18 protein-coding genes and 1 pseudogene are annotated in these 18,200 nt (G+C 66.9%); 9 read left to right on the top strand and 10 right to left on the bottom strand.

The genetic code is table 11. From position 1 onward, the window contains the following. Positions 1–17: 17 nt before the first annotated feature. Genes PHLH3_RS15595 through PHLH3_RS15585 form a run of 3 tightly spaced genes read left to right on the top strand, consistent with a single transcriptional unit; the run spans position 18 to position 3,245 of the window. Positions 18–1,058, top strand: coding sequence for an LLM class flavin-dependent oxidoreductase (locus PHLH3_RS15595; protein WP_213624747.1), 1,041 nt, complete (start codon positions 18–20; stop codon positions 1,056–1,058). 32 nt (positions 1,059–1,090) lie between these two features. After that, entirely contained in the window at positions 1,091–2,125 is a 1,035-nt protein-coding gene (locus PHLH3_RS15590) for an LLM class flavin-dependent oxidoreductase (protein WP_213624745.1), read from the top strand. Continuing rightward, entirely contained in the window at positions 2,115–3,245 is a 1,131-nt protein-coding gene (locus tag PHLH3_RS15585; protein WP_213624743.1) for an LLM class flavin-dependent oxidoreductase, read from the top strand. Before PHLH3_RS15590 ends, PHLH3_RS15585 begins: the two co-directional genes overlap by 11 nt. Before the next feature lie 55 nt (positions 3,246–3,300). On the opposite strand, the gene PHLH3_RS15580 is transcribed toward PHLH3_RS15585, so the two are convergent. The 3 genes and pseudogenes from PHLH3_RS15580 to PHLH3_RS15570 all read right to left on the bottom strand — a co-directional run bounded on the left by PHLH3_RS15580 (position 3,301) and on the right by PHLH3_RS15570 (position 6,300). After that, the gene (locus tag PHLH3_RS15580) at positions 3,301–4,401 is read right to left on the bottom strand and encodes a sigma-54 dependent transcriptional regulator (RefSeq protein WP_213624741.1); all 1,101 of its coding nucleotides are present in this window, start codon (positions 4,399–4,401) and stop codon (positions 3,301–3,303) included. An 86-nt stretch (positions 4,402–4,487) separates the two neighbouring features. Beyond that, positions 4,488–5,210, bottom strand: a pseudogene (locus tag PHLH3_RS15575) (NtaA/DmoA family FMN-dependent monooxygenase); the annotation flags it as partial. A 178-nt stretch (positions 5,211–5,388) separates the two neighbouring features. Further along, entirely contained in the window at positions 5,389–6,300 is a 912-nt protein-coding gene (locus PHLH3_RS15570; protein ID WP_244862886.1) for a bifunctional GNAT family N-acetyltransferase/nucleoside diphosphate kinase regulator, read from the bottom strand. Between the two features lie 293 nt (positions 6,301–6,593). Between PHLH3_RS15570 and PHLH3_RS15565 the strand changes: the two genes are divergently transcribed. Both PHLH3_RS15565 and ssuD read left to right on the top strand, forming a co-directional pair. Beyond that, on the top strand, positions 6,594–7,070 hold the full coding sequence (locus tag PHLH3_RS15565; protein WP_213624737.1) for a hypothetical protein: 477 nt from the start codon (positions 6,594–6,596) through the stop codon (positions 7,068–7,070). 333 nt (positions 7,071–7,403) lie between these two features. Then, positions 7,404–8,534: an FMNH2-dependent alkanesulfonate monooxygenase gene (ssuD, locus tag PHLH3_RS15560; RefSeq protein WP_213624735.1), complete on the top strand. Its 1,131-nt coding sequence runs from the start codon at positions 7,404–7,406 to the stop codon at positions 8,532–8,534. A 36-nt stretch (positions 8,535–8,570) separates the two neighbouring features. On the opposite strand, the gene PHLH3_RS15555 is transcribed toward ssuD, so the two are convergent. Continuing rightward, entirely contained in the window at positions 8,571–9,491 is a 921-nt protein-coding gene (locus PHLH3_RS15555; RefSeq protein ID WP_213624733.1) for a LysR family transcriptional regulator, read from the bottom strand. 134 nt (positions 9,492–9,625) lie between these two features. Between PHLH3_RS15555 and PHLH3_RS15550 the strand changes: the two genes are divergently transcribed. Beyond that, positions 9,626–9,832, top strand: a complete 207-nt coding sequence (locus tag PHLH3_RS15550) for a 4-oxalocrotonate tautomerase family protein (protein WP_173180224.1) — start codon at positions 9,626–9,628, stop codon at positions 9,830–9,832. 64 nt (positions 9,833–9,896) lie between these two features. On the opposite strand, the gene PHLH3_RS15545 is transcribed toward PHLH3_RS15550, so the two are convergent. Next, positions 9,897–11,108 carry a cytochrome c biogenesis protein CcdA gene (locus PHLH3_RS15545; RefSeq protein WP_213624731.1) on the bottom strand — a complete coding sequence of 404 codons (1,212 nt, stop codon included), beginning with the start codon at positions 11,106–11,108 and terminating at the stop codon, positions 9,897–9,899. 36 nt (positions 11,109–11,144) lie between these two features. Beyond that, positions 11,145–11,411 carry a DUF2790 domain-containing protein gene (locus tag PHLH3_RS15540; RefSeq protein WP_213624729.1) on the bottom strand — a complete coding sequence of 89 codons (267 nt, stop codon included), beginning with the start codon at positions 11,409–11,411 and terminating at the stop codon, positions 11,145–11,147. Between the two features lie 201 nt (positions 11,412–11,612). Here PHLH3_RS15540 and PHLH3_RS15535 point away from each other — a divergent pair, with 201 nt between their 5' ends. From PHLH3_RS15535 to PHLH3_RS15525, 3 genes are all read left to right on the top strand, one after another. After that, entirely contained in the window at positions 11,613–12,353 is a 741-nt protein-coding gene (locus PHLH3_RS15535) for a response regulator (RefSeq protein WP_213624727.1), read from the top strand. Between the two features lie 41 nt (positions 12,354–12,394). Continuing rightward, on the top strand, positions 12,395–13,660 hold the full coding sequence (locus tag PHLH3_RS15530; RefSeq protein ID WP_213630580.1) for a HAMP domain-containing sensor histidine kinase: 1,266 nt from the start codon (positions 12,395–12,397) through the stop codon (positions 13,658–13,660). 120 nt (positions 13,661–13,780) lie between these two features. After that, the gene (locus tag PHLH3_RS15525; RefSeq protein ID WP_213624725.1) at positions 13,781–14,278 is read left to right on the top strand and encodes a DoxX family protein; all 498 of its coding nucleotides are present in this window, start codon (positions 13,781–13,783) and stop codon (positions 14,276–14,278) included. A 646-nt stretch (positions 14,279–14,924) separates the two neighbouring features. Here the strand turns inward: PHLH3_RS15525 and PHLH3_RS15520 are convergent. From PHLH3_RS15520 to PHLH3_RS15505, 4 genes are all read right to left on the bottom strand, one after another. Then, positions 14,925–15,668, bottom strand: coding sequence for a putative DNA-binding domain-containing protein (locus PHLH3_RS15520; RefSeq protein ID WP_213624723.1), 744 nt, complete (start codon positions 15,666–15,668; stop codon positions 14,925–14,927). Beyond that, positions 15,661–16,506 (bottom strand): DUF692 domain-containing protein, encoded by an 846-nt coding sequence (locus tag PHLH3_RS15515; protein ID WP_213624720.1) that lies wholly within the window; start codon positions 16,504–16,506, stop codon positions 15,661–15,663. The genes PHLH3_RS15520 and PHLH3_RS15515 overlap by 8 nt, the downstream gene beginning before the upstream one ends. A 73-nt stretch (positions 16,507–16,579) precedes the next feature. Further along, positions 16,580–17,062, bottom strand: coding sequence for an EF-hand domain-containing protein (locus tag PHLH3_RS15510; RefSeq protein WP_213624719.1), 483 nt, complete (start codon positions 17,060–17,062; stop codon positions 16,580–16,582). A 210-nt stretch (positions 17,063–17,272) separates the two neighbouring features. Continuing rightward, positions 17,273–18,154, bottom strand: coding sequence for a LysR substrate-binding domain-containing protein (locus PHLH3_RS15505; RefSeq protein ID WP_213624717.1), 882 nt, complete (start codon positions 18,152–18,154; stop codon positions 17,273–17,275). Positions 18,155–18,200 lie beyond the last annotated feature (46 nt).

The raw sequence follows: 18,200 nt of genomic DNA, 5'->3' as shown, positions 1-18,200 counted from the left end.
ATACCGGAGTACCTTCCATGAGCCAACGCCGCTTCAAACTCGGCTTTCTCACCCACGCCTTTGGCCGTGACCCCAAGCAGACCTACCGCGACCTCATCGAGCAGTTCGAAGTGGCCGAAGCACTCGGCTTCGACGGCGGCTGGATCGCCCAGCACCACCTGAGCGGCGGTTTCGGCCAGGCCTCGTCACCCCTGGTGCTGCTGGCTGCCGTGGCGGCCCGCACGCAGCGCATCGAACTGGGCACCGGGGTCATCGTGCTGCCCCTGGAAGACAGCCTGCGCCTGGTCGAAGACGCCGCCGTGCTGGACGAAATCAGCGGTGGCCGGGTGCAACTGGGCCTGGGCAGCGGTGGCGCCAACCTGGCGGTGTTCGACGCCTTCGGCCAGGACCCCGAGCAACGCAACGCGCTGTTCCGGGACGGCCTGAACAGGCTGCGACAGGCCCTGTCCGGCGCCCCGCTGGCCAATGCCGCCAGCCTGCAACCGCCGGCAGCGGAGCTGGACCGTCGCCTGTGGCATTCCCATGGCACGCCGGAGGGCGCGGTGGACGCTGCACGGCAGGGCAATGGCCTGCTGCTGGGCACCGCCACCCACGACCCGCTGACCGTGCAGAAACCTTTGGCCGACGCCTACCTCGCGGCCTGGAACCACAGCGATGCCAGGCCACGCATCGGCGTGGTCCGCGCGGTATTCCCCGCCAGGGACCGCGCCACCGCCCAGGCCGAGCTGGCGCCGGACATCGAGCTGCACGTGCCGCGCCTGATCCGCGAAGGGATCATCGACGAGGCCACCACCCTGGAGCAGCACCTGCGCTTGCTCAACGTGCACCACGGCCATCCCGACGAGGTGATCGCCAGCCTGCGCTCCGATCCGTCGCTGCTGCCCTACGCCGACTACTTCATCCCCCTGGTGCAATCGGAAAGCTCGACGCAGGAACAGATTCTCCGCCGCCTGGAAACCATCGCCAGGGAGATCGCCCCGGCCCTCGGCTGGCAGCCGCGCCAGCGTGGCGCTGATACGCCCGTTGGCACTACACAGCCAGGTGTCGCGGTGGGATGATGCGGCACGCCCGCCACGAGTCCCTCCGAGCCATGAGCCTCTCCATCAGTTGGCGCCTATCCCCTGCCACCGGCCCCTTGGCGAGCGGAGCAACGGATTTCGCCGACTGGGTGCAGGTGGCTCAGGCAGCGGAATATGCCGGCCTCGATGGCCTGTTCATCCCTAGCGGAGCGGGCCTGCCGGAGAGTTTTACCGTGGCGGCGGCGCTCTGTGCCCACACGCGCGACCTGCGCCTGACCACCAGTTTCCCAAGCGATGTCATGCTGCCCGCCGCACTGGCAGCCGCTGCGCAGAGCTTGCAGTCGATCAGTCACAACCGCCTGCACCTGCATTTGCCAGATAGCGAGCACAGCAGCGTGCGTCGCACCTTCGGTGACCTGCTCAACCGCGACCAGCGCAGCGAGCGGATTGGTGAATACCTGAATATCCTTGGGCATCTACTCGGTCCGGCCAACGGATCGCTGGACTTCTTCGGCCAGTACTTCCATCTGGAAAATGCCGGGTATGCCGACTGCCACAGCCGCCAGACAGTGCCGCTGCTGTTGGACGAATCCCAGAGCACCGAGCTGATCGCCGCCCATGCCGATACCTGCCTGCTCGATGCCCAGGCACCGCAACGCCTGGCCGCTACCATCGGGCGCCTGCACGAGGCTGCCGATCGCCATCAACGGCGATTGGGCTTCGCTACCACCTTGGGCCTGATCATGGCGGACGACGAGACCCAGGCCTGGGCCGCAGCCGACACCTGGCTGAGCGAACACCGCCACTTTGTCGCGCCACCCAGTGGCTTTGCCGACAGCTCGGTGGTCCAGCTCGCCACGGCAACGGTTCGACGCTTCGAGATCTACCCCAATCTGTGGCGTCCTTCCGCCCTGCTGCCGGTGTTTCTGGTGGGCAGCCTCGACCAGGTGACCAGTCGCCTGGTGGCGTTGCAGGACTTGGGTATCGACCACGTGATCCTGCAAGGGGCGCCGGCCGTGCAGGAGATCCTCCGTGTCGGAGAAGAATTGCTGCCGCGCCTGCGCGCACGCGGCGTGACCACGGAGAAGCACAGCCATGGGCAATGACGAGCGACCCCTGGAACTGAACTGGTTCCTGCCCACCAACGGCGATGGTCGTCACCTCACCAGCAGTGGTCTTCCCAAATCGGGGCTGTTCCCCAAGGGTGAGCGGGCGCCGACACTGGGCTATCTGCGCCAGGTCGTGCGGGCTGCCGAACGCAGTGGCTTCGACGCGATCATGGTGCCCACCGCGGCCGGCTTCGAAGACCCCTGGCTGATCACCACCGTACTGGCTCAGGAAGTGCAGCGCCTGAAATTCCTGATCACCCTGCGCCCGGGTGTAGAGCTACCCGCCTACACCCTTCACAAGGCCGCGACCTTGCAGCGCATCTGCGGCAACCGACTGGCGTTGCATGTGGTCACGGGGTCCAGCCGCTTCGAACAGCGCTCGCTGGGCGACTTTCTCGAACACGATGAGCGCTACGCGCGCACCGAAGAGTTCCTGCAGCTGTTCCAGGCGCTCTGGGCCGGTGAGGGCCAGCATTACCAGGGGCGGCATTACCACACCGGTGCCGGATTGCAGGAGGCGCCGGGCAGCCCGTTGCCGCACCTGTACTTCGGCGGTGCCTCGGCGGCAGCACAGCAGGTGGCTGCCACTCAGGCGCATGTGTACCTGATGTGGGGCGAGCCGCCGGCGATGATCGCCGGGCGCGTCGAGACCATGCGCGCGCTGGCATCGGCGGCCGGTCGCAGCATGCGCTTCGGCTTGCGCTTGCACGTGTTCGCCGCGCCCAGTGCCGAACAGGCCTGGACGCAGGTTGAACGGCTGGTCAAAGAGATTCCCAAGGACGCCATCGAGCGTGCCCAGCAGCAGCTGGATTCCTACCAGTCGGTGGGCCAGTCACGACAGAACGAGCTGCACCGCGGGCGACAGCCAGGGGCCCGGGAGCTGGAAGTCTCGCCAAACCTTTGGGCCGGGGTCGGCTTGGTTCGTGGGGGGGCAGGTACGGCCTTGGTGGGCAGCTACGAGGAAGTGGCTGAACGACTGGAAGAGTATCGGCAGCTGGGAGTGAGCAGTTTCACCCTTTCCGGGTTTCCTCACCTGGAAGAGGCAATACACCTGGGGGCGGAGTTGTTACCGAGGGTGCGGGGAACGGAGCGATCCAGGCAATTGGGCGGAGCCTGAAAGGCGACTCTCGCCGAGCCCTCTGCCTGGCGGAGGGCTCGCCAGCAGATCGCGTTTACCGCACCTTGGCCTTCGGCTCTAGCGCCTTGAGCAGCCCGTGGTTGGACAGCAGCGTCCGCATGGCGTTGCGGGTGATTCCGAGCAACGCCGCGCTGCGTACCTGGTTGTAGCTGCAAAAGGCATAGGCTTCACGTACCAGCAGTTCTTCCAGGTCCTTGAATAGCGTCTCGCCGGGCACTTCGAACAGGCGCTGGAACTGTTCGCGAATCACCTCCTGCGGCAGACGCGGCACGGCGCTGCCGGCACCCGCCACGTTACGGCTGGCTGCCAGTCCTCCACCCGCGAACTTCAAGTCGTCCGGGCGGATGACCTTGCCAGTGGCCACCAGCAGTGCCAGGTGCACGACGTTTTCGAGCTCGCGGATATTGCCCGGCCAGGCATAGTCGAGCAGTGCATTGACCGCTGCTTCGGAAAACATCGGCGGGGCGATCTTCAGGCGCTGGCAGTAGCGATCGCGGAAGTGTTCGGCCAGCGGCAGGATGTCCAGCGGACGATTGCGCAAGGGCAGCACGCTGACCTGGGCGACGTTGACTCGGTAGAACAGATCCAGACGAAAATTGCCCGCCTCCACCGCTTGCTCGAGGTCGACGTTGGTCGCGGTCAGCAGGCGGATATCCACTTTGATCGGTTTACGTGAGCCCACGCGCACGATTTCCTGCTCCTGCAACGCGCGGAGCAGTTTCACCTGCAGCGGCATCGGCAGGTCACCGATCTCATCGAGAAACAGGGTGCCGCCGTCGGCCTCCTCGAACCAGCCGATACGCCGGCCAGTGGCACCGGAGAACGCACCGGCCTCGTGTCCGAACAATTCGCTCTCGGCGAGACTTTCATTGATCGCACCACAGTTCACCGCCACGAAGCGACCGGTACGACCACTGTGGCGATGCAGGTAGCGGGCGACCAGCTCCTTGCCGGTACCGGTTTCGCCATTGATCAGCACCGGCACTTCGCTGGGTGCGAGGCGATCCAGATACCCGAGCAGTTCGCGCGAACGGGGGTCGTTGAACACCAGTGCCTTGGCGCGAATCGACAGCGGCTGACTTTCCCCTTCGGGGAGCGTCAGTACAGCTGAATCCTTGTCAGAAAGACTGTTCATGCACGGCTCGGATCGGCTGTCGTCACGGAGGATGAAAGGCACGATAGGCGGCGCCCGCTTATAACAATAAATAATATATTTTTATATCCTAATGCCAAATTGAGCTTTATCGCCGTAGCCAGCTGGCGCCCCGCCTCCGAGGCTCCGGCCTGCACGATCACCGGCCACCCCTGGGGGGACGGGCGATATGCAGGGGACCGCGCACGCTGAAGAACTCGCCCTTGTGGTCCAGGCGATGCAGGCGATCCGGGTCAAAGTACTCGCCGCTGTCGGCATCGCGGATAAACGCATCGTCGGCCCAGCTGTCCCACAGGCCGGTGACCACGTCATGGAACTCCCGCGCACGCTGGTAGCGACGGTCGTGCTCGATATGCTCCTCCAGGCCGAAATTCAGCGCGGCCTCCGGGTTGGACGTGGTGACGATGTTCCACCCGGCGCGGCCATTGCTTCAGGTGATCCAGCGAGGCAAAGCGGCGGGCTACATGAAAAGGCTCCTCGAAACTGGTGGATGCCGTGGCCACCAGGCCAATGTGCTCGGTGGCCTGGCTGAGTGCCGAAAGCAGGGTGAACGGCTCGAACGAGGTAGCGGTGTGGCTTCGCTTCAGCGCCTCCAGCGGCATGTTCAACAAGGCGAGGTGGTCCGCCATGAAGAACGCATCGAAACGCCCCCGCTCCAGGGTCTGGGCAAAACGCTTGAGGTGCTGGAAATTGAAATTGGCATCACGAAAGGCACCCGGATAACGCCAGGCCCCCGTGTGGATACTCACGGGTCGCATGAACGCACCGAGCTTGAGCTGGCGAGACGGCATGAGGGCGTTCCTTGCGAGTAGGCGAGATGGCCAGTCTTGCAAGGCCATCCGCCTTTTTGAAGAAATCAAAACGTCTCTCAGGCGAACCAAAACGCATAACAGGATGGGTCGGGCGAGCCTGGCCGATGCACGCCCGCCTCGCCCCGTCCCAGGGGATCTTCACGTCAGCCCGACGACGCTAGAGATGGAAGTCGCCCGCTGCTTCCGGCTGGTACAGCACTTTCCTGATCTCGATCCTTCGCGTCCGATCGGCGATCCGCCAGTCGATGGCGTCCCCCTCCTGATAACCCAGGATGGCGGCGCCGATGTCGGAACACACCGAATGCTTCCCGGCGCGGCTGTTCGCGTCCTCGGGATAGACCAGGGCCACTTCGATCTCCTCGTCGTCCAGTTGCAGCAATGCCCTGGAGTTCATCGTCACGACATTGCGCGCCACCCGTTGCGGCTGGACGACCATGGCTCGCTCCAGTTCGTGTTCGAGCTCGACGACGGCCGGGCCTTCCTCGAGCACGAGCAGGCTTTCGAGCCGGGCCTTGTCGATCTCGGTGATGCAGATACCGGTGGCGTCGCTCACGGCACCTTCGCGCAGGAGCTGGAGATAGCGCCCCGCCGTCATGGAAAACGAATGCAATGTCGGTGTTTCGCTCTCGCGCTGAAAGCCGCTGCGCAGAAAGGCTTTCAGCGAACGGGTGTTGTCCGGGTGGATCTTGGCGATGAGCTTCTTGGCACGCATGTCGAGGAAGGCCAGCTTCATGCCCTCGCGGATGGTGCGGGCGCCCAGGTTCCGGCCCCATTTGCCGCTGTCCCCGATCGCCAGGACGATCTCGCAACACGACCCGCTCTTTATGAGACGGACGAAGCCCACCGGGGTGTCCTGCCGGTCATAGGCCATGAAGAATCGCCCGTCGCCGTTGAACAGATGGGTCAGGATCGGCATCTGGGTCCGCTCCATGGCCTGCTCAATGGAACGGGAGACGTCCCGCGAATCGCTGAGGTAGCTGGTGACGCGCTCATCCTCCAACCAATCCATCAGCTTCAGCGCGTCTGCCCGGGTAATTTCAGGGCACAGGGAAATGAAAGGCCTGTTCATCTTCACCCCATTCGTTCTTAGAGGATGAAAGCCCTTCATGGCTAGGCCATGACGGTTCTTTCGGCGACCGGCGACTTTAAGCCATAACGCGGGATTGCCGAACAACCTGTGCGCCATTGCCCCGAGATTAAGCGCTTCCCGACACCTGGACGCGGCATCGGCGGGCTCACGCCCAATCACCCCAGAGGCGCAGCCGTTCGCCACTAGCACACTCGCCCTAATCGACCGCGGTCGGCGCGGGTAATAGAGTCCAGGCCCGTTGAAGGATTCTTGCCATCACAAGGAGTGAAACCGTGTCCTCACTAAGGCTCGCCCTCATCGCTCTAGCGGCTCTGTCCGTTGGTGCATGCGCAGTCCACACGCCGACCCATACCGATGACAACGGCGTCCGCGCGGCCGCGCAGAAGCTCATCGGCCAACCGGCCAGCAAGGCCTTCGAGCTGTTCGGCCAGCCCGACCAGGGCATGGGGCCGTCCTCGTACGGCAGCGGTGGTTTCTATGCCTGGAACCGCGTACAGACCCACGTGACGCCGGAGCAGGTATTCGTCAGCACCGGCAAGGAATATGTCGGCCAGAAGGAAACCTGGGTGGGCGTCGGCGGCGGTGGCGTCGCCGGCGTGGCGCAGGTCGGCAGCGAGCCGGTGTACCGCGAGACCGGCTACTACGAAAACCGCACCGTGCTCGACTACTTCTGCAGCATCACGCTCTACACGGACGGCAAGGACATCATCACCAACGCCAGCGTGATCAACTGCATGAATCCGCAGTGAGCCCCGCACGCGAGGCAATGTCGCAAGGCCGTCCTCGCATCCCTCCAACGCACCCGTAGAGTCGCACTGCCCTGCCCTGGTAGCCCGCACCGCCCAGCGCGGGCCTGCCGCCTCCCGCCCATCGGCCCACCCCGGTCGCCGCGTGTTTTGGCACATACTTATTCCCCGAAATTATTTATCGGAGATCATCTTGAGCTTTTAGGATATATGCCGATCCACCGGGCCCAGCCCGCTACAGAGACTTGCCCGAGCAAGCGCCTTCCTGCCCTGCGTTGCACACCATCGATGCGCCCTGCCCTCTGCGGGACGCTGGCCTGCAACGAGGATTGATCCATGAGCTTCGACGTTTTCTGGTTCCTGCCGACTTCCGGCGATACCCGCTTCCTTGGCCGTTCCGAGAGTGGTCGCCCGGCCACCAACGCCTACATGCGGCAGATCGCCGTGGCGGCGGACCAGCTCGGCTACGACGGCGTGCTGATTCCCACCGGCGCCAGTTGCCTCGACCCCTGGGTGACCGCTGCCAGCCTGGTGCCGGTCACCCAGCGCATCAAGCTGCTGGTGGCCCTGCGCACCACCCTCGGCAACCCCACCGCCACGGCCCGCCAGGCCGCGAGCCTCGACGAGGCCAGCGGCGGGCGCCTGCTGCTCAACGTGGTGCCGGGCGGCGACGCCACGGAGCTCGCCGCCGATGGCGTGTTCCTCGACCATGACGCGCGCTACGCCGCCTCGGACGAATTCCTCACCATCTGGCGCCGCCTGCTGCAGGGCGAGACCGTCGACTTCGACGGCGACCACCACAAGGTCCAGGGCGCACAGAACTTCTTCCCGCCACTGCAGAAGCCCTACCCGCCGCTCTACTTCGGCGGCTCTTCACCGGCGGCCCACGAGCTCGCCGCCAAGCATGTGGACGCCTACCTGAGCTGGGGCGAGCCTCCGGCGGCGGTGGCCGAGAAGATCGCCGACGTACGGGCCCGCGCGGCGGAACACGGGCGCACGGTGCGCTTCGGCGTGCGCCTGCACGTGATCGTGCGGGAGACCAACGAGGCGGCCTGGGCCGCCGCCGACGAACTGATCAGCCACCTGGACGACGCCACCATCGCCGCCGCCCAGGCCAACTACGCGCGCATGGATTCCGAAGGCCAGCGGCGCATGGCCGCCCTGCACCAGGGGCGGCGTGACCGTCTGGAAGTGGCGCCCAACCTCTGGGCCGGCGTGGGCCTGGTACGTGGCGGCGCGGGCACCGCCCTGGTGGGGGACCCGCAGACCGTCGCCGCGCGGCTGCAGGAATACGCCGACCTGGGCATCGAGAGCTTCGTGCTCTCCGGCTACCCGCACCTGGAAGAGGCCTACCGCTTCGCCGAACTGGTGTTCCCGCTGTTGCCCGGCAAGGGCAAGGTCACCACCGAGGGCACCTTCACCGGCGGCGCCTTCGATATCCGCGCCGGCAAGGAGCGGGCTGCCTAGAAAGGACCGATCCGGGCACTGTTCAAGGGCCCGGTTTCAGACCTTCCACTCGCGCTTGCACGCCATCAGGAACTCGATGAAGGCGCGCAGGCGCAAGGGCATGTGCCGGCCCTGCGGATACAGCAGGGTGAAAGGCCGCGAACGCCCGCCGAACGCCGGCAGCACCTCCACCAGCGTCCCCTCCGCCAGCTCCCGCTCGACGATGAAGCGGTAGGTCTGGAACAGCCCCGCGCCGTGTTTGGCCAGGGTCACGCCGCCGAGCACATCGTCCGAGCAGCAGTAGTTGCCAGTCAGCAGCAGCTCCCGCTCCTGGCCCCGTTCGTTGAATAGCCAGGGGATGCGTCGGCCGTTGCTGGGCAGCTCGAACTGGATGCAGTCGTGCTCGGCCAGCTCCTCCAGGGATTGCGGCGCCGGAACCCTGGCCAGGTAGTCCGGGCTGGCCACCACCACCAGGGCGGCGTCTTCCAGGTGCCGGGCGATCAGCGTCGAATCGGGCAACGCGCGCACGCGGATCGCCAGGTCGTAGCCCTCGCCGACGAAGTCGATGTTGCGGTTGCTCAGGTGGATGTCGAGCTTCACCCCCGGGCAGCGCTCGCGAAAGCGCGCCAGCACCGGGAGGATGCGGTGGTGACCGTAGGTGGTGGGAATGCTGATGCGCAGCTGGCCCGTCGGCTCCTGCTGGCGGCCCATCATGTCGCGCTCGGCCTCGATCAGCTGGGTCAGCGCCTGGCGGCATTGCTCGAAGTAGCCACGCCCGTTTTCCGTAAGGCGGATGCTGCGCGTCGTGCGCTGGAACAACCGCGTGCCCAGGCGCTCCTCCAGGCGTGAAATGGAGCGGCTGACCGCCGCCGGCGTGACCCCGGCCACCAGCGCGGCCGCCGTGAAACTGCCTTCTTCCGCGGCAAGGCAGAACAGCTCGATGCTGCCCAGCTGGATGTCTTCGAAATGACGCTTCACGATTGATTACACCGGGTATCAACTGAAGTTTCCGATCCTACATTTATCCAGCGAAACGGAACAAATACAGTTCCCTCACCCCCGCCGAACGCCACGTGCCTCGGCGCCATCCGCCCCCTCCAGAGGAACTCCAGATGCCATTCGTCAACGTCCGCATCACCCGCGACGGCGTCACCCGCGAACAGAAGGCCCAGGTCATCGCCGAGATCACCGACACCCTGCAACGGGTCCTGGGCAAGGACCCGCACCTCACCCATATCGTCATCGAGGAAGTCGACACCGATAACTGGGGCTACGCCGGCATCACCACCACCGAGTACCGCAGGAACCCGCCCGGTTGAGGCCCGCCGGCAGCAGGTGCAAAAGGGAGGCCCGGTGCCTCCCTTTTTTCCGTCAGCCCTCCTGTCAGCGTTGCGCCGCTTCATCCCGCTCCTTCAACAGCGCCTGGATCACCGCCTCCTGCTCCGCATAACGCCCCTCCCCCGCATGCATGTGGCGGATGCGCCCCCTGGCATCGATGAAGTAGTGCGCCGGCCAGTACTGGTTGTCGAACGCGCGCCACACCCGGTACTGGTTGTCGGTGGCCACGGGGTGCCGGATGCCCAGGCGCGTGATGGCCTGGCGTACATTCGCCTCGACCCGCTCGAAGGGGTATTCCGGCGTGTGCACCCCGATCACCACCAGCCCCTGGTCGGCATAGCGGCGTGCCCACTCGTTCACATGGGGCAGGCTGTTGCGGCAATTGATGCAGTCGTAGGTCCAGAAATCCACCAGCACCACCCTGCCGCGCAGCGCCTGCATGTCCAGCGACGGGCTGTTAAGCCACTGGCTGGCGCCCCCCAGCGACGGTGCGGGGCCCAGGTCGGGCAGCCGCCCATCCGCGCGGGCATCGCCGACCAGATGCTCCAGCAGCTCCGGCAGATCATCGAGCACCCGAGCTTCGAGACCCGAAGCCAGGGCCGATGAGCCGGCGCCGGCCAGTCGCGGGCCGAGACCGCTGGCGATGCCGACCACCGCCAGCAGCGCCACCACGCCCGTGCCGCGGCGCAGCCAGCCGACCAGCCGCAATGACGGCCGCAGGCGCTGCAGCACGCCGCGCCCGAGGAAGATCGCCACCGCCAGAGCGGTCGCGCTGCCCAGGCCGAAGCTGAACAGCAGCAGGCTGGTGGAGGCATTGGGGCCATCGAGCATCGCCCCGGAGAGGATCAGCCCGAGGATCGGCCCCGCGCAGGGCGCCCACAGCAGGCCCGTGGCACAGCCCAGCAGCCAGGCCGCAAGTGCCGACGGCAGCCGTCGTGCCTGGCCGTGCAGGCGCTCGGCCAGCCACAGCCAGGGCCGGGAAAGCCAGTTGGCGACACGGCTGGAAAGCAACGCAAGCGCCGATGAGCCCAGCACCGCCAGGGCGACCCAGCGCCCCCAGGTGCTGGCCTCGATGGCCCAGTCGGCGGAAACGGCCGCCAGGCTCGCCAGCGCGGCGAAGCCCGAGGCGAGGCCGAGCAGGGTCAGCAGCGTCGAACTGGTCGAACTGCCGGAGCGCGACAACAGCAGCGGCAGCACGGGAAGAATGCAGGGGCTGAACAGGGTCAGCACCCCGCCGATGAAGGCGATGAGCAGCATGGGCACCTCGGCGCAGGCGATTTCGGGGGCAACGGCTCAGTTGCTGTCCTGGCAGGCCGTGGCGTGCTTCAGGTAGGCGAGACGGTGTTCGCGGCCCTGGGAATCCAGGTAGTCCATGCGGGCTTCGACGACCTGGCAGAGCACGTTCGGCGCCTCGTGCAGCGCCAGGACCTTCTGCACATCCAGCTGCATGCCGTAGTGGTACTGCTCGACGGGCAGGGTCTGCGCCGCCTGCAGGCCGGAGCCCAGCAGCGGCAGGACCAGCGACAGGGCGAAGGCGGCGGTACGGGCGAGTGATTTCATGTCGATCTCCTGGTGATGGAAGCCGGCCGGGTTGCCGGGCCTCCATTGCAAGGCCAGGGGGTATCGCCACTGTGTCGGAAGCGCCGCCGATTTGCCGCGCCAGGTAACAAACGCGCCCTGTATACACTGCAATACAAAGGGCAGCGGGCAAGCGGGCGCGACGTCGATACACTAGCGCCGACACCCTCCGAGGAACGCTCCATGGACCACATCGACCACATCCTGATCGTCGACGACGACCGGGAAATCCGCGAGCTGGTCGGCAACTACCTGAAGAAGAACGGCCTGCGCGTGAGCCTGGCGGCCGATGGCCGGCAGATGCGCGGCTTTCTCGACGGCAACACGGTCGACCTGATCGTGCTCGACATCATGATGCCCGGCGAAGACGGCCTGAAGCTCTGCCGCGAGCTGCGCGTGGGCAGGCACAGGTCCACCCCGGTGCTGATGCTCACCGCCCGCAGCGAGGAGACCGACCGCATCGTCGGCCTGGAGATGGGCGCCGACGACTACCTGACCAAGCCCTTCTCCGCCCGCGAGCTGCTGGCCCGGATCAACTCTGTGCTGCGCCGCACCCGCATGCTGCCGCCGAACCTGCAGATCAGCGAAAGCAGCCGCCTGATCGGCTTCGGCCAGTGGCGCCTGGACACCAGTGCACGCCACCTGCTCGACGCCGAAGGCACCATGGTCGCCCTGAGCGGCGCCGAGTACCGCCTGCTGCGGGTCTTCCTCGACCACCCGCAGCGCGTGCTCAGCCGCGAGCAATTGCTGAACCTGACCCAGGGCCGCGAGGCCGACGTGTTCGACCGGTCCATCGACCTGCTGGTCAGCCGCCTGCGCCAACGCCTGCTGGACGACGCCCGCGAGCCGGCCTGCATCAAGACCGTGCGCAGCGAGGGCTACGTCTTCTCCCTGCCCGTGCAACTGATCGAGCCCCTGTCGTGAGCACCCTCCTCCACTGGCCACGGACGCTGGCCGCGCGGCTGATGCTGATCTTCCTCAGTGGCCTGGTGCTCGCCTACGGCATGTCCTTCAGCTCGCAGTTCTACGAGCGCTACCAGACCGGCCGCAGCATGATGCTCAACAACCTGGAAATGGACGTGAGCACCGTCGTCGCCCTGATCGACCGCCTCCCCGCCCAGGAGCGCGCGGCCTGGCTGCCGCTGCTGGAGCGGCCGAACTACCGCTACCGCCTGGACCCGGGCCTGCCGGGCACGCCCATGGACATGAGCGCGGCGCCCATGGCCGCCACCTCCATCGAGCGCGCCCTGGGCAAGGACTACGCCCTGAGCTTCGCCACCCTCGAAGGGCCCGCGCCGCACTTCCAGGTGCACATGCGACTGCGCGACGGCCACCCGTTGACGCTGGACGTGACTCCCGCGCCCATTCCCATGGCCGGCTGGCTGCCGTTGATGCTCAGCCTGCAACTGGCGGTGCTGCTGCTGTGCACCTGGCTCGCCGTGCGCATGGCCATCCGCCCCCTCACCCGCCTGGCCAGCGCCGTCGACCAGCTCGACCCAGACACGCCCGCCACGCCGCTGGCCGAGACCGGCCCGCGCGAGGTCGCTCATGCCGCCCGCGCCTTCAACGCCCTGCAGGGCCGCATCGCCGCCTACCTCAAGGAGCGCATGCAGCTGCTGGCGTCGATCTCCCACGACCTGCAGACGCCGATCACCCGCATGAAGCTGCGGGTGGAGCAGATGGACAGCACCCCCGAAATCGAACGCCTGTGGAGCGACCTCGACGAAATGCAGCACCTGGTGCGCGAGGGCGTCGCCTACGCGCGCAGCCTGGACGGCGGCCGCGAAGCCGTCTGCCGCGTGGCGCTGGACGCCTTCCTCGACAGCCTGGTGCTCGACTACCAGGACAGCGGCCAGGCGGTGAGCCTCGAAGGCCGCACCGGTGCGCTGCTGGAGACGCGGCCGCACGCGCTGCGACGGGTGCTGAGCAACCTCATCGACAACGCCCTCAAGTTCGGTGGCAATGCCGAGTTGCGGGTGCTGGAGGATGGACCCGGCCGCGTGCGCCTGCAGGTGCTGGACGAAGGCCCGGGGATCGACGAGGCGGAGCTGGAACAGGTCTTCAAGCCCTTCTACCGCGTGGAGGGCTCGCGCAACCGCGACACCGGCGGCACCGGCCTGGGCCTGGCCATCGCCCAGCAGCTGAGCCAGGCCCTGGGCGCCCGTCTCACCCTGTGCAACCGCGAAGGCGGCGGCCTCTGCGCGCAACTGGAGCTGGATGTAACAGGCTGAGCCACGGATACACCGGGATACACAGCGCCGCCGGGCGGACACACGCGGGACAAGACCGGCGGCGAGCATGGCCTCACCGCGCGGGCACCCCGTCCAGCGCCCCGATCCGAGGCACTCCCCATGACGTCACTGGCACCCACCCCCTTGAAACAGGCCTGCAACCGCCTCGCCCGACTGGGCGACTGGGGCGCGGACATCCCCCTGCGCCTGTTCCTGGCCTGGGAATTCTTCGAATCGGGCCTGGAGAAATGGAACGGCGACAACTGGTTCGAGCCGATCAACGCCGCCTTCCCGTTCCCCTTCGACCTGCTCCCTGCAGGGCTCAACTGGCAGCTCTCCATGTGGGCCGAACTGATCGCCCCGCTGCTCCTGATGCTCGGCCTCGGCACCCGCTTCGCCGCATTCGTGCTGATGATCATCACCGTCGTCGCCATCGCCGCCGTGCACTGGCCGGCGCACTGGTCGAGCCTCGCCGAACTCGCCCTGGGCTACTCCATCAGCGACAAGGGCTTCGGCAACTACAAGCTGCCGCTGATCTACCTGGTCGCCGCCCTCCCCCTGCTCCTCAACGGCGCCGGCCGCCTCAGCCTCGACGCCCTGCTGCGCCGCAGGGGCTGAATTCTTCCGCCCAATGAAAAGCCCGCGCATCCAGCGATGCGCGGGCTTTTCGATGCCCAGCCTGGTCCCGTTGAAAGGATGGGTAGAGCTGGCCTTTGCGTAGGGTGAATGACGGTTTTTTCATCCACCAGCGGTGCCCGGCATTACTTCGCTTGGTGGACCGGTAAAGCGTGGTCCACCCTACGCCGCGCAGGCCTCCGCGCTTGCCCGGGTCCCGGGGCCTCGCACACCCGTAGGATGGGTAGAGCGCAGCGAAACCCATGCTGAGCAGCCGCACGGAGCTACGCCTTGCGTAGGGTGGATGACGCTTTTTTCATCCACCAGCGGTGCCCGGCATTACCTCGATTGGTGGACCGGTGAAGCGTGGTCCACCCTACGCCGCGCAGGCCTCCGCGCTTGCCCAGGCACCGGGGCTTCACACGCCCGTAGGATGGGTAGAGCACAGCGAAACCCATGCTGTGCATCCACACGGAGCTGGCCTTTGCGTGGGCGTTCCGCACGTCCTCTCAAACAGCAGCGGCCAACGCAGACGTGGCCGTTCTATTTAGCGTTACGTAACGCGCCACATATTCGTTACGTAACGCCTATCAATCCCCAGGAGGTATGGCTTCGCGAGCAGAGCTCGCTCCTACAGCCGAGCACCTGCTTATAGCCGCGTCCCGATTACCACGCCTTGCTCCCGCAGGCTCTCCAGCAATGCCAGGCCCGGCGGCAGGATGGCCTCCACCTCCACGCCAATGGCTTCGGCCAGCATCTGCACGTGCTGCAAACCGCTGCATTCGCGTGCCTGCAGGGACGCCAGCAAGGCATGGGCCAGCGGGGCCAAACGCGAGAAATGCACCTGCTGATCCGCACCGCGCCGGGCCAGCAGCAGTGTCGGTTGCTCCGGCACCCGTTGCGGCAGGAACCCCGGGGCGATCTCGCTCACCGGCCAGGCATAGGCCAACGGCCAGGCCAGGGCCGAGAGCAACGGAACCCCGGCGAGCAGGTCACCTTCCGGGGCATGCGCGCTCTCCTGGCGGTCGCTCAGCAGCAGTGCGCTTTCCACCCACTCGTAGTGGGCCAGCTCTGCCAGCCATGGCAGGTCCGGGTCATCACCTCCGCCGCCTTCGAGAAAGGCGACGAACTCCCCGGCCAGCTCGGTGAACAGCGGCGTACGGCAGTGATGCTCGGCGTAGAAGGTGCGCACCAGCGCCTGCCACCGCGCGTCACCCAGGCAGGCACGGAGCACCGGGAAGCCCCCCGCCAGCAGCCCCTCGACATTGCCGAAGAACAGCTGCCGGTAGACCGCCAGGCGCCGCGCCTCGATGCCTGGCGGCGGCGCGTAGCGCTGCGGGTCACGTACATGTCGGGCCAGGCTCAGCAACTGGGCATGCAGCTCATCAGCCATGGCGCACCTCCGGCCAGCCGGTGGCGGCGTGCTGCCGCGCGCGGATCTGCTCCACCTCCTCCAGCAACTCCACCAGGGGCGGGAAGTTGAAGTCGCGCTCCAGCAAGGTCGGCAGCGGGCCGAAGCGCCGGTAGGCCTGCTCCAGCAGGTGCCAGACATCGCCCCTCACCGTCGCGCCGTGGGTGTCGATCTTCAGGTCCGGCGCCTCGTCGTAGTGGCCGGCCACATGCAGGCCGGCCACCCGCCCGGCCGGAATCGCCGCCAGGTAGGCCAACGCGTCGTAGCCGTGGTTGATGGCGTTGACATGGAGGTTGTTGACATCCAGCAGCAGGTCGCAATCGGCCTCCTCCAGCACCGAGCGGAGGAAGTCGATCTCGCTCAGTGCCTGGTAGGGCGCGGCGTAGTAGGAAATGTTCTCCACGGCGATGCGCCGGCCGAGCACGTCCTGCGCCTGGCGGATGCGCGCGGCCACGTGGTGCACCGCCTCCTCGGTGAACGGCAGCGGCAGCAGGTCGTACAGCTGGGCCTGGTCGGAGCAGTAGCTCAGGTGCTCGCTGAAGCAGGCCACGTGGTGGCGGTCGAGGAAGCGCCGGGTCTGCCGCAGCAGCTCCAGGTCCAGCGGTGCCGGGCCGCCCAGGGACAGCGACAGGCCGTGGCAGCTCAGCGGGAAGCGCTCGGCCAGTTGCGCCAGGCCATCGCCGAAGCGGCCACCGACGCCGATCCAGTTGTCCGGCGCGCATTCGAGGAAGTCCAGGGCGCCGGCGTCCATCGCCAGCAGCTCGGGCATCAGGGCGCGGCGAAGGCCGAGGCCGGCGCCGTGCAGGGAGGCTGTGTTCATGAGGGGCTCCAGAAAGCGCGAACCCTCCCGGCCAGGGGCGCAGGAGGGTTTCTTGGTGGGCGTGGGCGGCGGCTCAGTCCTTCGCCTGGCTCATGTGGGTGAACAGTTCCGTGGGCACTTTCTTGCCGTTGGAGAGGTACTGGTTGCTGCGGAACCTGTACACCTCCGCCTCGGACAGGTAGCCATCGCCATTGGTGTCGATCGCCTTGAACTCCTCGCCGCCCTTCGGCGCCACCGCCAGCAGCTCGGCGAGGGAGACGCGGCCGTCGTGGTCGGTGTCGGTGCGGGCGAACGAGGCGTCGCCGCACTTGCCTTCACCGCATTTGCCCTCCCCGCACTTGCCTTCGCCCTGGGTCGCCTTGGCGCTGGCACCGCTGGAGCCGCATTTGCCTTCGCCACACTTGCCTTCGGCGGCCTTGTCGGCGGCGGCCAGCTGGTAGCCCTGGGGCAATGCCTCGACGGCGAAGGCGGCGGACGAGGCGATGTTGAGGCCGCCGGCCAGGGCCACGGCGAGCAGGCCGATACGGGATTTGTTCGCGAGCGGGGTGTGGGACATGGTGCTTCTCCGGATACAGGGCGCGGGCGGTGCCGCGCGGATCGTGCCACTGGGGGCCTTGGAACCCTCGAACCGCAGGCCGTTGCTGCATCGGTTCGGGGTTGGGGCTATTTCGCCCTGGCCCTGTATCCGTGGCGTATCCGTGAAGGGGAGCATTTGTAAGCCAGTCCCGGGACCGGCGCGGCGAGATACACAGCGATACACAATGAGCTAGCCGGCGATCGCCTCGCGCAGGCGCTGGAAGGCCGCTGTGGCGTAACCCTCGCGCCAGACCAGCAGCGTATCCACCGGCATCACCGCCAGCGCGGTGACCGCCGGGCTCTCCCGGTACAGCGAGAGCACCGAGCGCGGCACGATGCCGGCGCTGTCCCCCGCGCTGACGCAGGCGAGGATGGCGTGGTAGGACCCCACCTCGCGCACCTGCACTGGCGTGCCTTCGGTGCGCTGCCCGGCCAGCCAGCGCTCGGCGAGCATGCGGTAGGTACAACCCCGGGCGAAGCAGGCCAGCGTGCCGACGCGGATATCCCCGGGCGAGGCCGCTGGCGGGTGGTCCGGCGGCAGCACCATCACCAGTTCCTCATTGAAGGCCGGCATGGCGCAGAGACCGCGCTCCAGCGCCTGGCCGTCGAGGTCCTCGCGGCGCAGCGCATCGGGGTGCGCCACCAGGGCACAGTCGATGCGGCTCGACAGCACCCCCTCGATCAGGGCCTGGCTGGTGCCGGTCGAAACCTCCAGGGCGACCCCCGGGTGAGCACGGTGATAACGCGCCAGGATCGGAGGCAGCCTGCTGGCCGCCGTGCTTTCCATGCTGCCCAGGCGCAGCGTCCCGCCCGCCACGTCGGGGTGCATGGACTGCCGCGCCTCCGCCGCCAGTGCCAGCAGGCGTTCGGCATAGGCGAGGAATTCGCGGCCCTTGTCGGTGAGCGTCATGCGCTTGCCGTCGCGCAGGAACAGGTGCACGCCCAGTTCGTCTTCCAGTTGCTTGATGCGCGTGGTGACGTTCGACTGCACCCGCTGCAGGTGCTGGGCCGCTCGGGTCACGCTCTGCTCGTCGGCGACGGCGCGAAAGATCTCGAGGCTGGTCAGGTCCACTTTCAATCTCTTACAGAGAACAAGTTGATCTGAATATTCTCATTAT

Source organism: Pseudomonas sp. Pc102, from assembly GCF_018408275.1.
GTDB lineage: Bacteria > Pseudomonadota > Gammaproteobacteria > Pseudomonadales > Pseudomonadaceae > Metapseudomonas > Metapseudomonas tohonis.
Note: the sequence above shows the minus strand (reverse complement) of the source record. Positions and strands in the feature narration are given on the sequence as shown.

What these genes read in the sequence shown, in the direction of transcription:
- ssuD (WP_213624735.1), top strand. Translation starts at nt 7,404, where the DNA reads ATGAGCTTCGACGTTTTCTGGTTCCTGCCGACTTCCGGCGATACCCGC.
- PHLH3_RS15580 (WP_213624741.1), bottom strand. Translation starts at nt 4,401, where the DNA reads ATGAACAGTCTTTCTGACAAGGATTCAGCTGTACTGACGCTCCCCGAA.
- PHLH3_RS15570 (WP_244862886.1), bottom strand. Translation starts at nt 6,300, where the DNA reads ATGAACAGGCCTTTCATTTCCCTGTGCCCTGAAATTACCCGGGCAGAC.
- PHLH3_RS15590 (WP_213624745.1), top strand. Translation starts at nt 1,091, where the DNA reads ATGAGCCTCTCCATCAGTTGGCGCCTATCCCCTGCCACCGGCCCCTTG.
- PHLH3_RS15550 (WP_173180224.1), top strand. Translation starts at nt 9,626, where the DNA reads ATGCCATTCGTCAACGTCCGCATCACCCGCGACGGCGTCACCCGCGAA.
- PHLH3_RS15595 (WP_213624747.1), top strand. Translation starts at nt 18, where the DNA reads ATGAGCCAACGCCGCTTCAAACTCGGCTTTCTCACCCACGCCTTTGGC.
- PHLH3_RS15510 (WP_213624719.1), bottom strand. Translation starts at nt 17,062, where the DNA reads ATGTCCCACACCCCGCTCGCGAACAAATCCCGTATCGGCCTGCTCGCC.
- PHLH3_RS15530 (WP_213630580.1), top strand. Translation starts at nt 12,395, where the DNA reads ATGCTGATCTTCCTCAGTGGCCTGGTGCTCGCCTACGGCATGTCCTTC.
- PHLH3_RS15545 (WP_213624731.1), bottom strand. Translation starts at nt 11,108, where the DNA reads ATGCTGCTCATCGCCTTCATCGGCGGGGTGCTGACCCTGTTCAGCCCC.
- PHLH3_RS15520 (WP_213624723.1), bottom strand. Translation starts at nt 15,668, where the DNA reads ATGGCTGATGAGCTGCATGCCCAGTTGCTGAGCCTGGCCCGACATGTA.
- PHLH3_RS15540 (WP_213624729.1), bottom strand. Translation starts at nt 11,411, where the DNA reads ATGAAATCACTCGCCCGTACCGCCGCCTTCGCCCTGTCGCTGGTCCTG.
- PHLH3_RS15525 (WP_213624725.1), top strand. Translation starts at nt 13,781, where the DNA reads ATGACGTCACTGGCACCCACCCCCTTGAAACAGGCCTGCAACCGCCTC.
- PHLH3_RS15515 (WP_213624720.1), bottom strand. Translation starts at nt 16,506, where the DNA reads ATGAACACAGCCTCCCTGCACGGCGCCGGCCTCGGCCTTCGCCGCGCC.
- PHLH3_RS15535 (WP_213624727.1), top strand. Translation starts at nt 11,613, where the DNA reads ATGGACCACATCGACCACATCCTGATCGTCGACGACGACCGGGAAATC.
- PHLH3_RS15585 (WP_213624743.1), top strand. Translation starts at nt 2,115, where the DNA reads ATGGGCAATGACGAGCGACCCCTGGAACTGAACTGGTTCCTGCCCACC.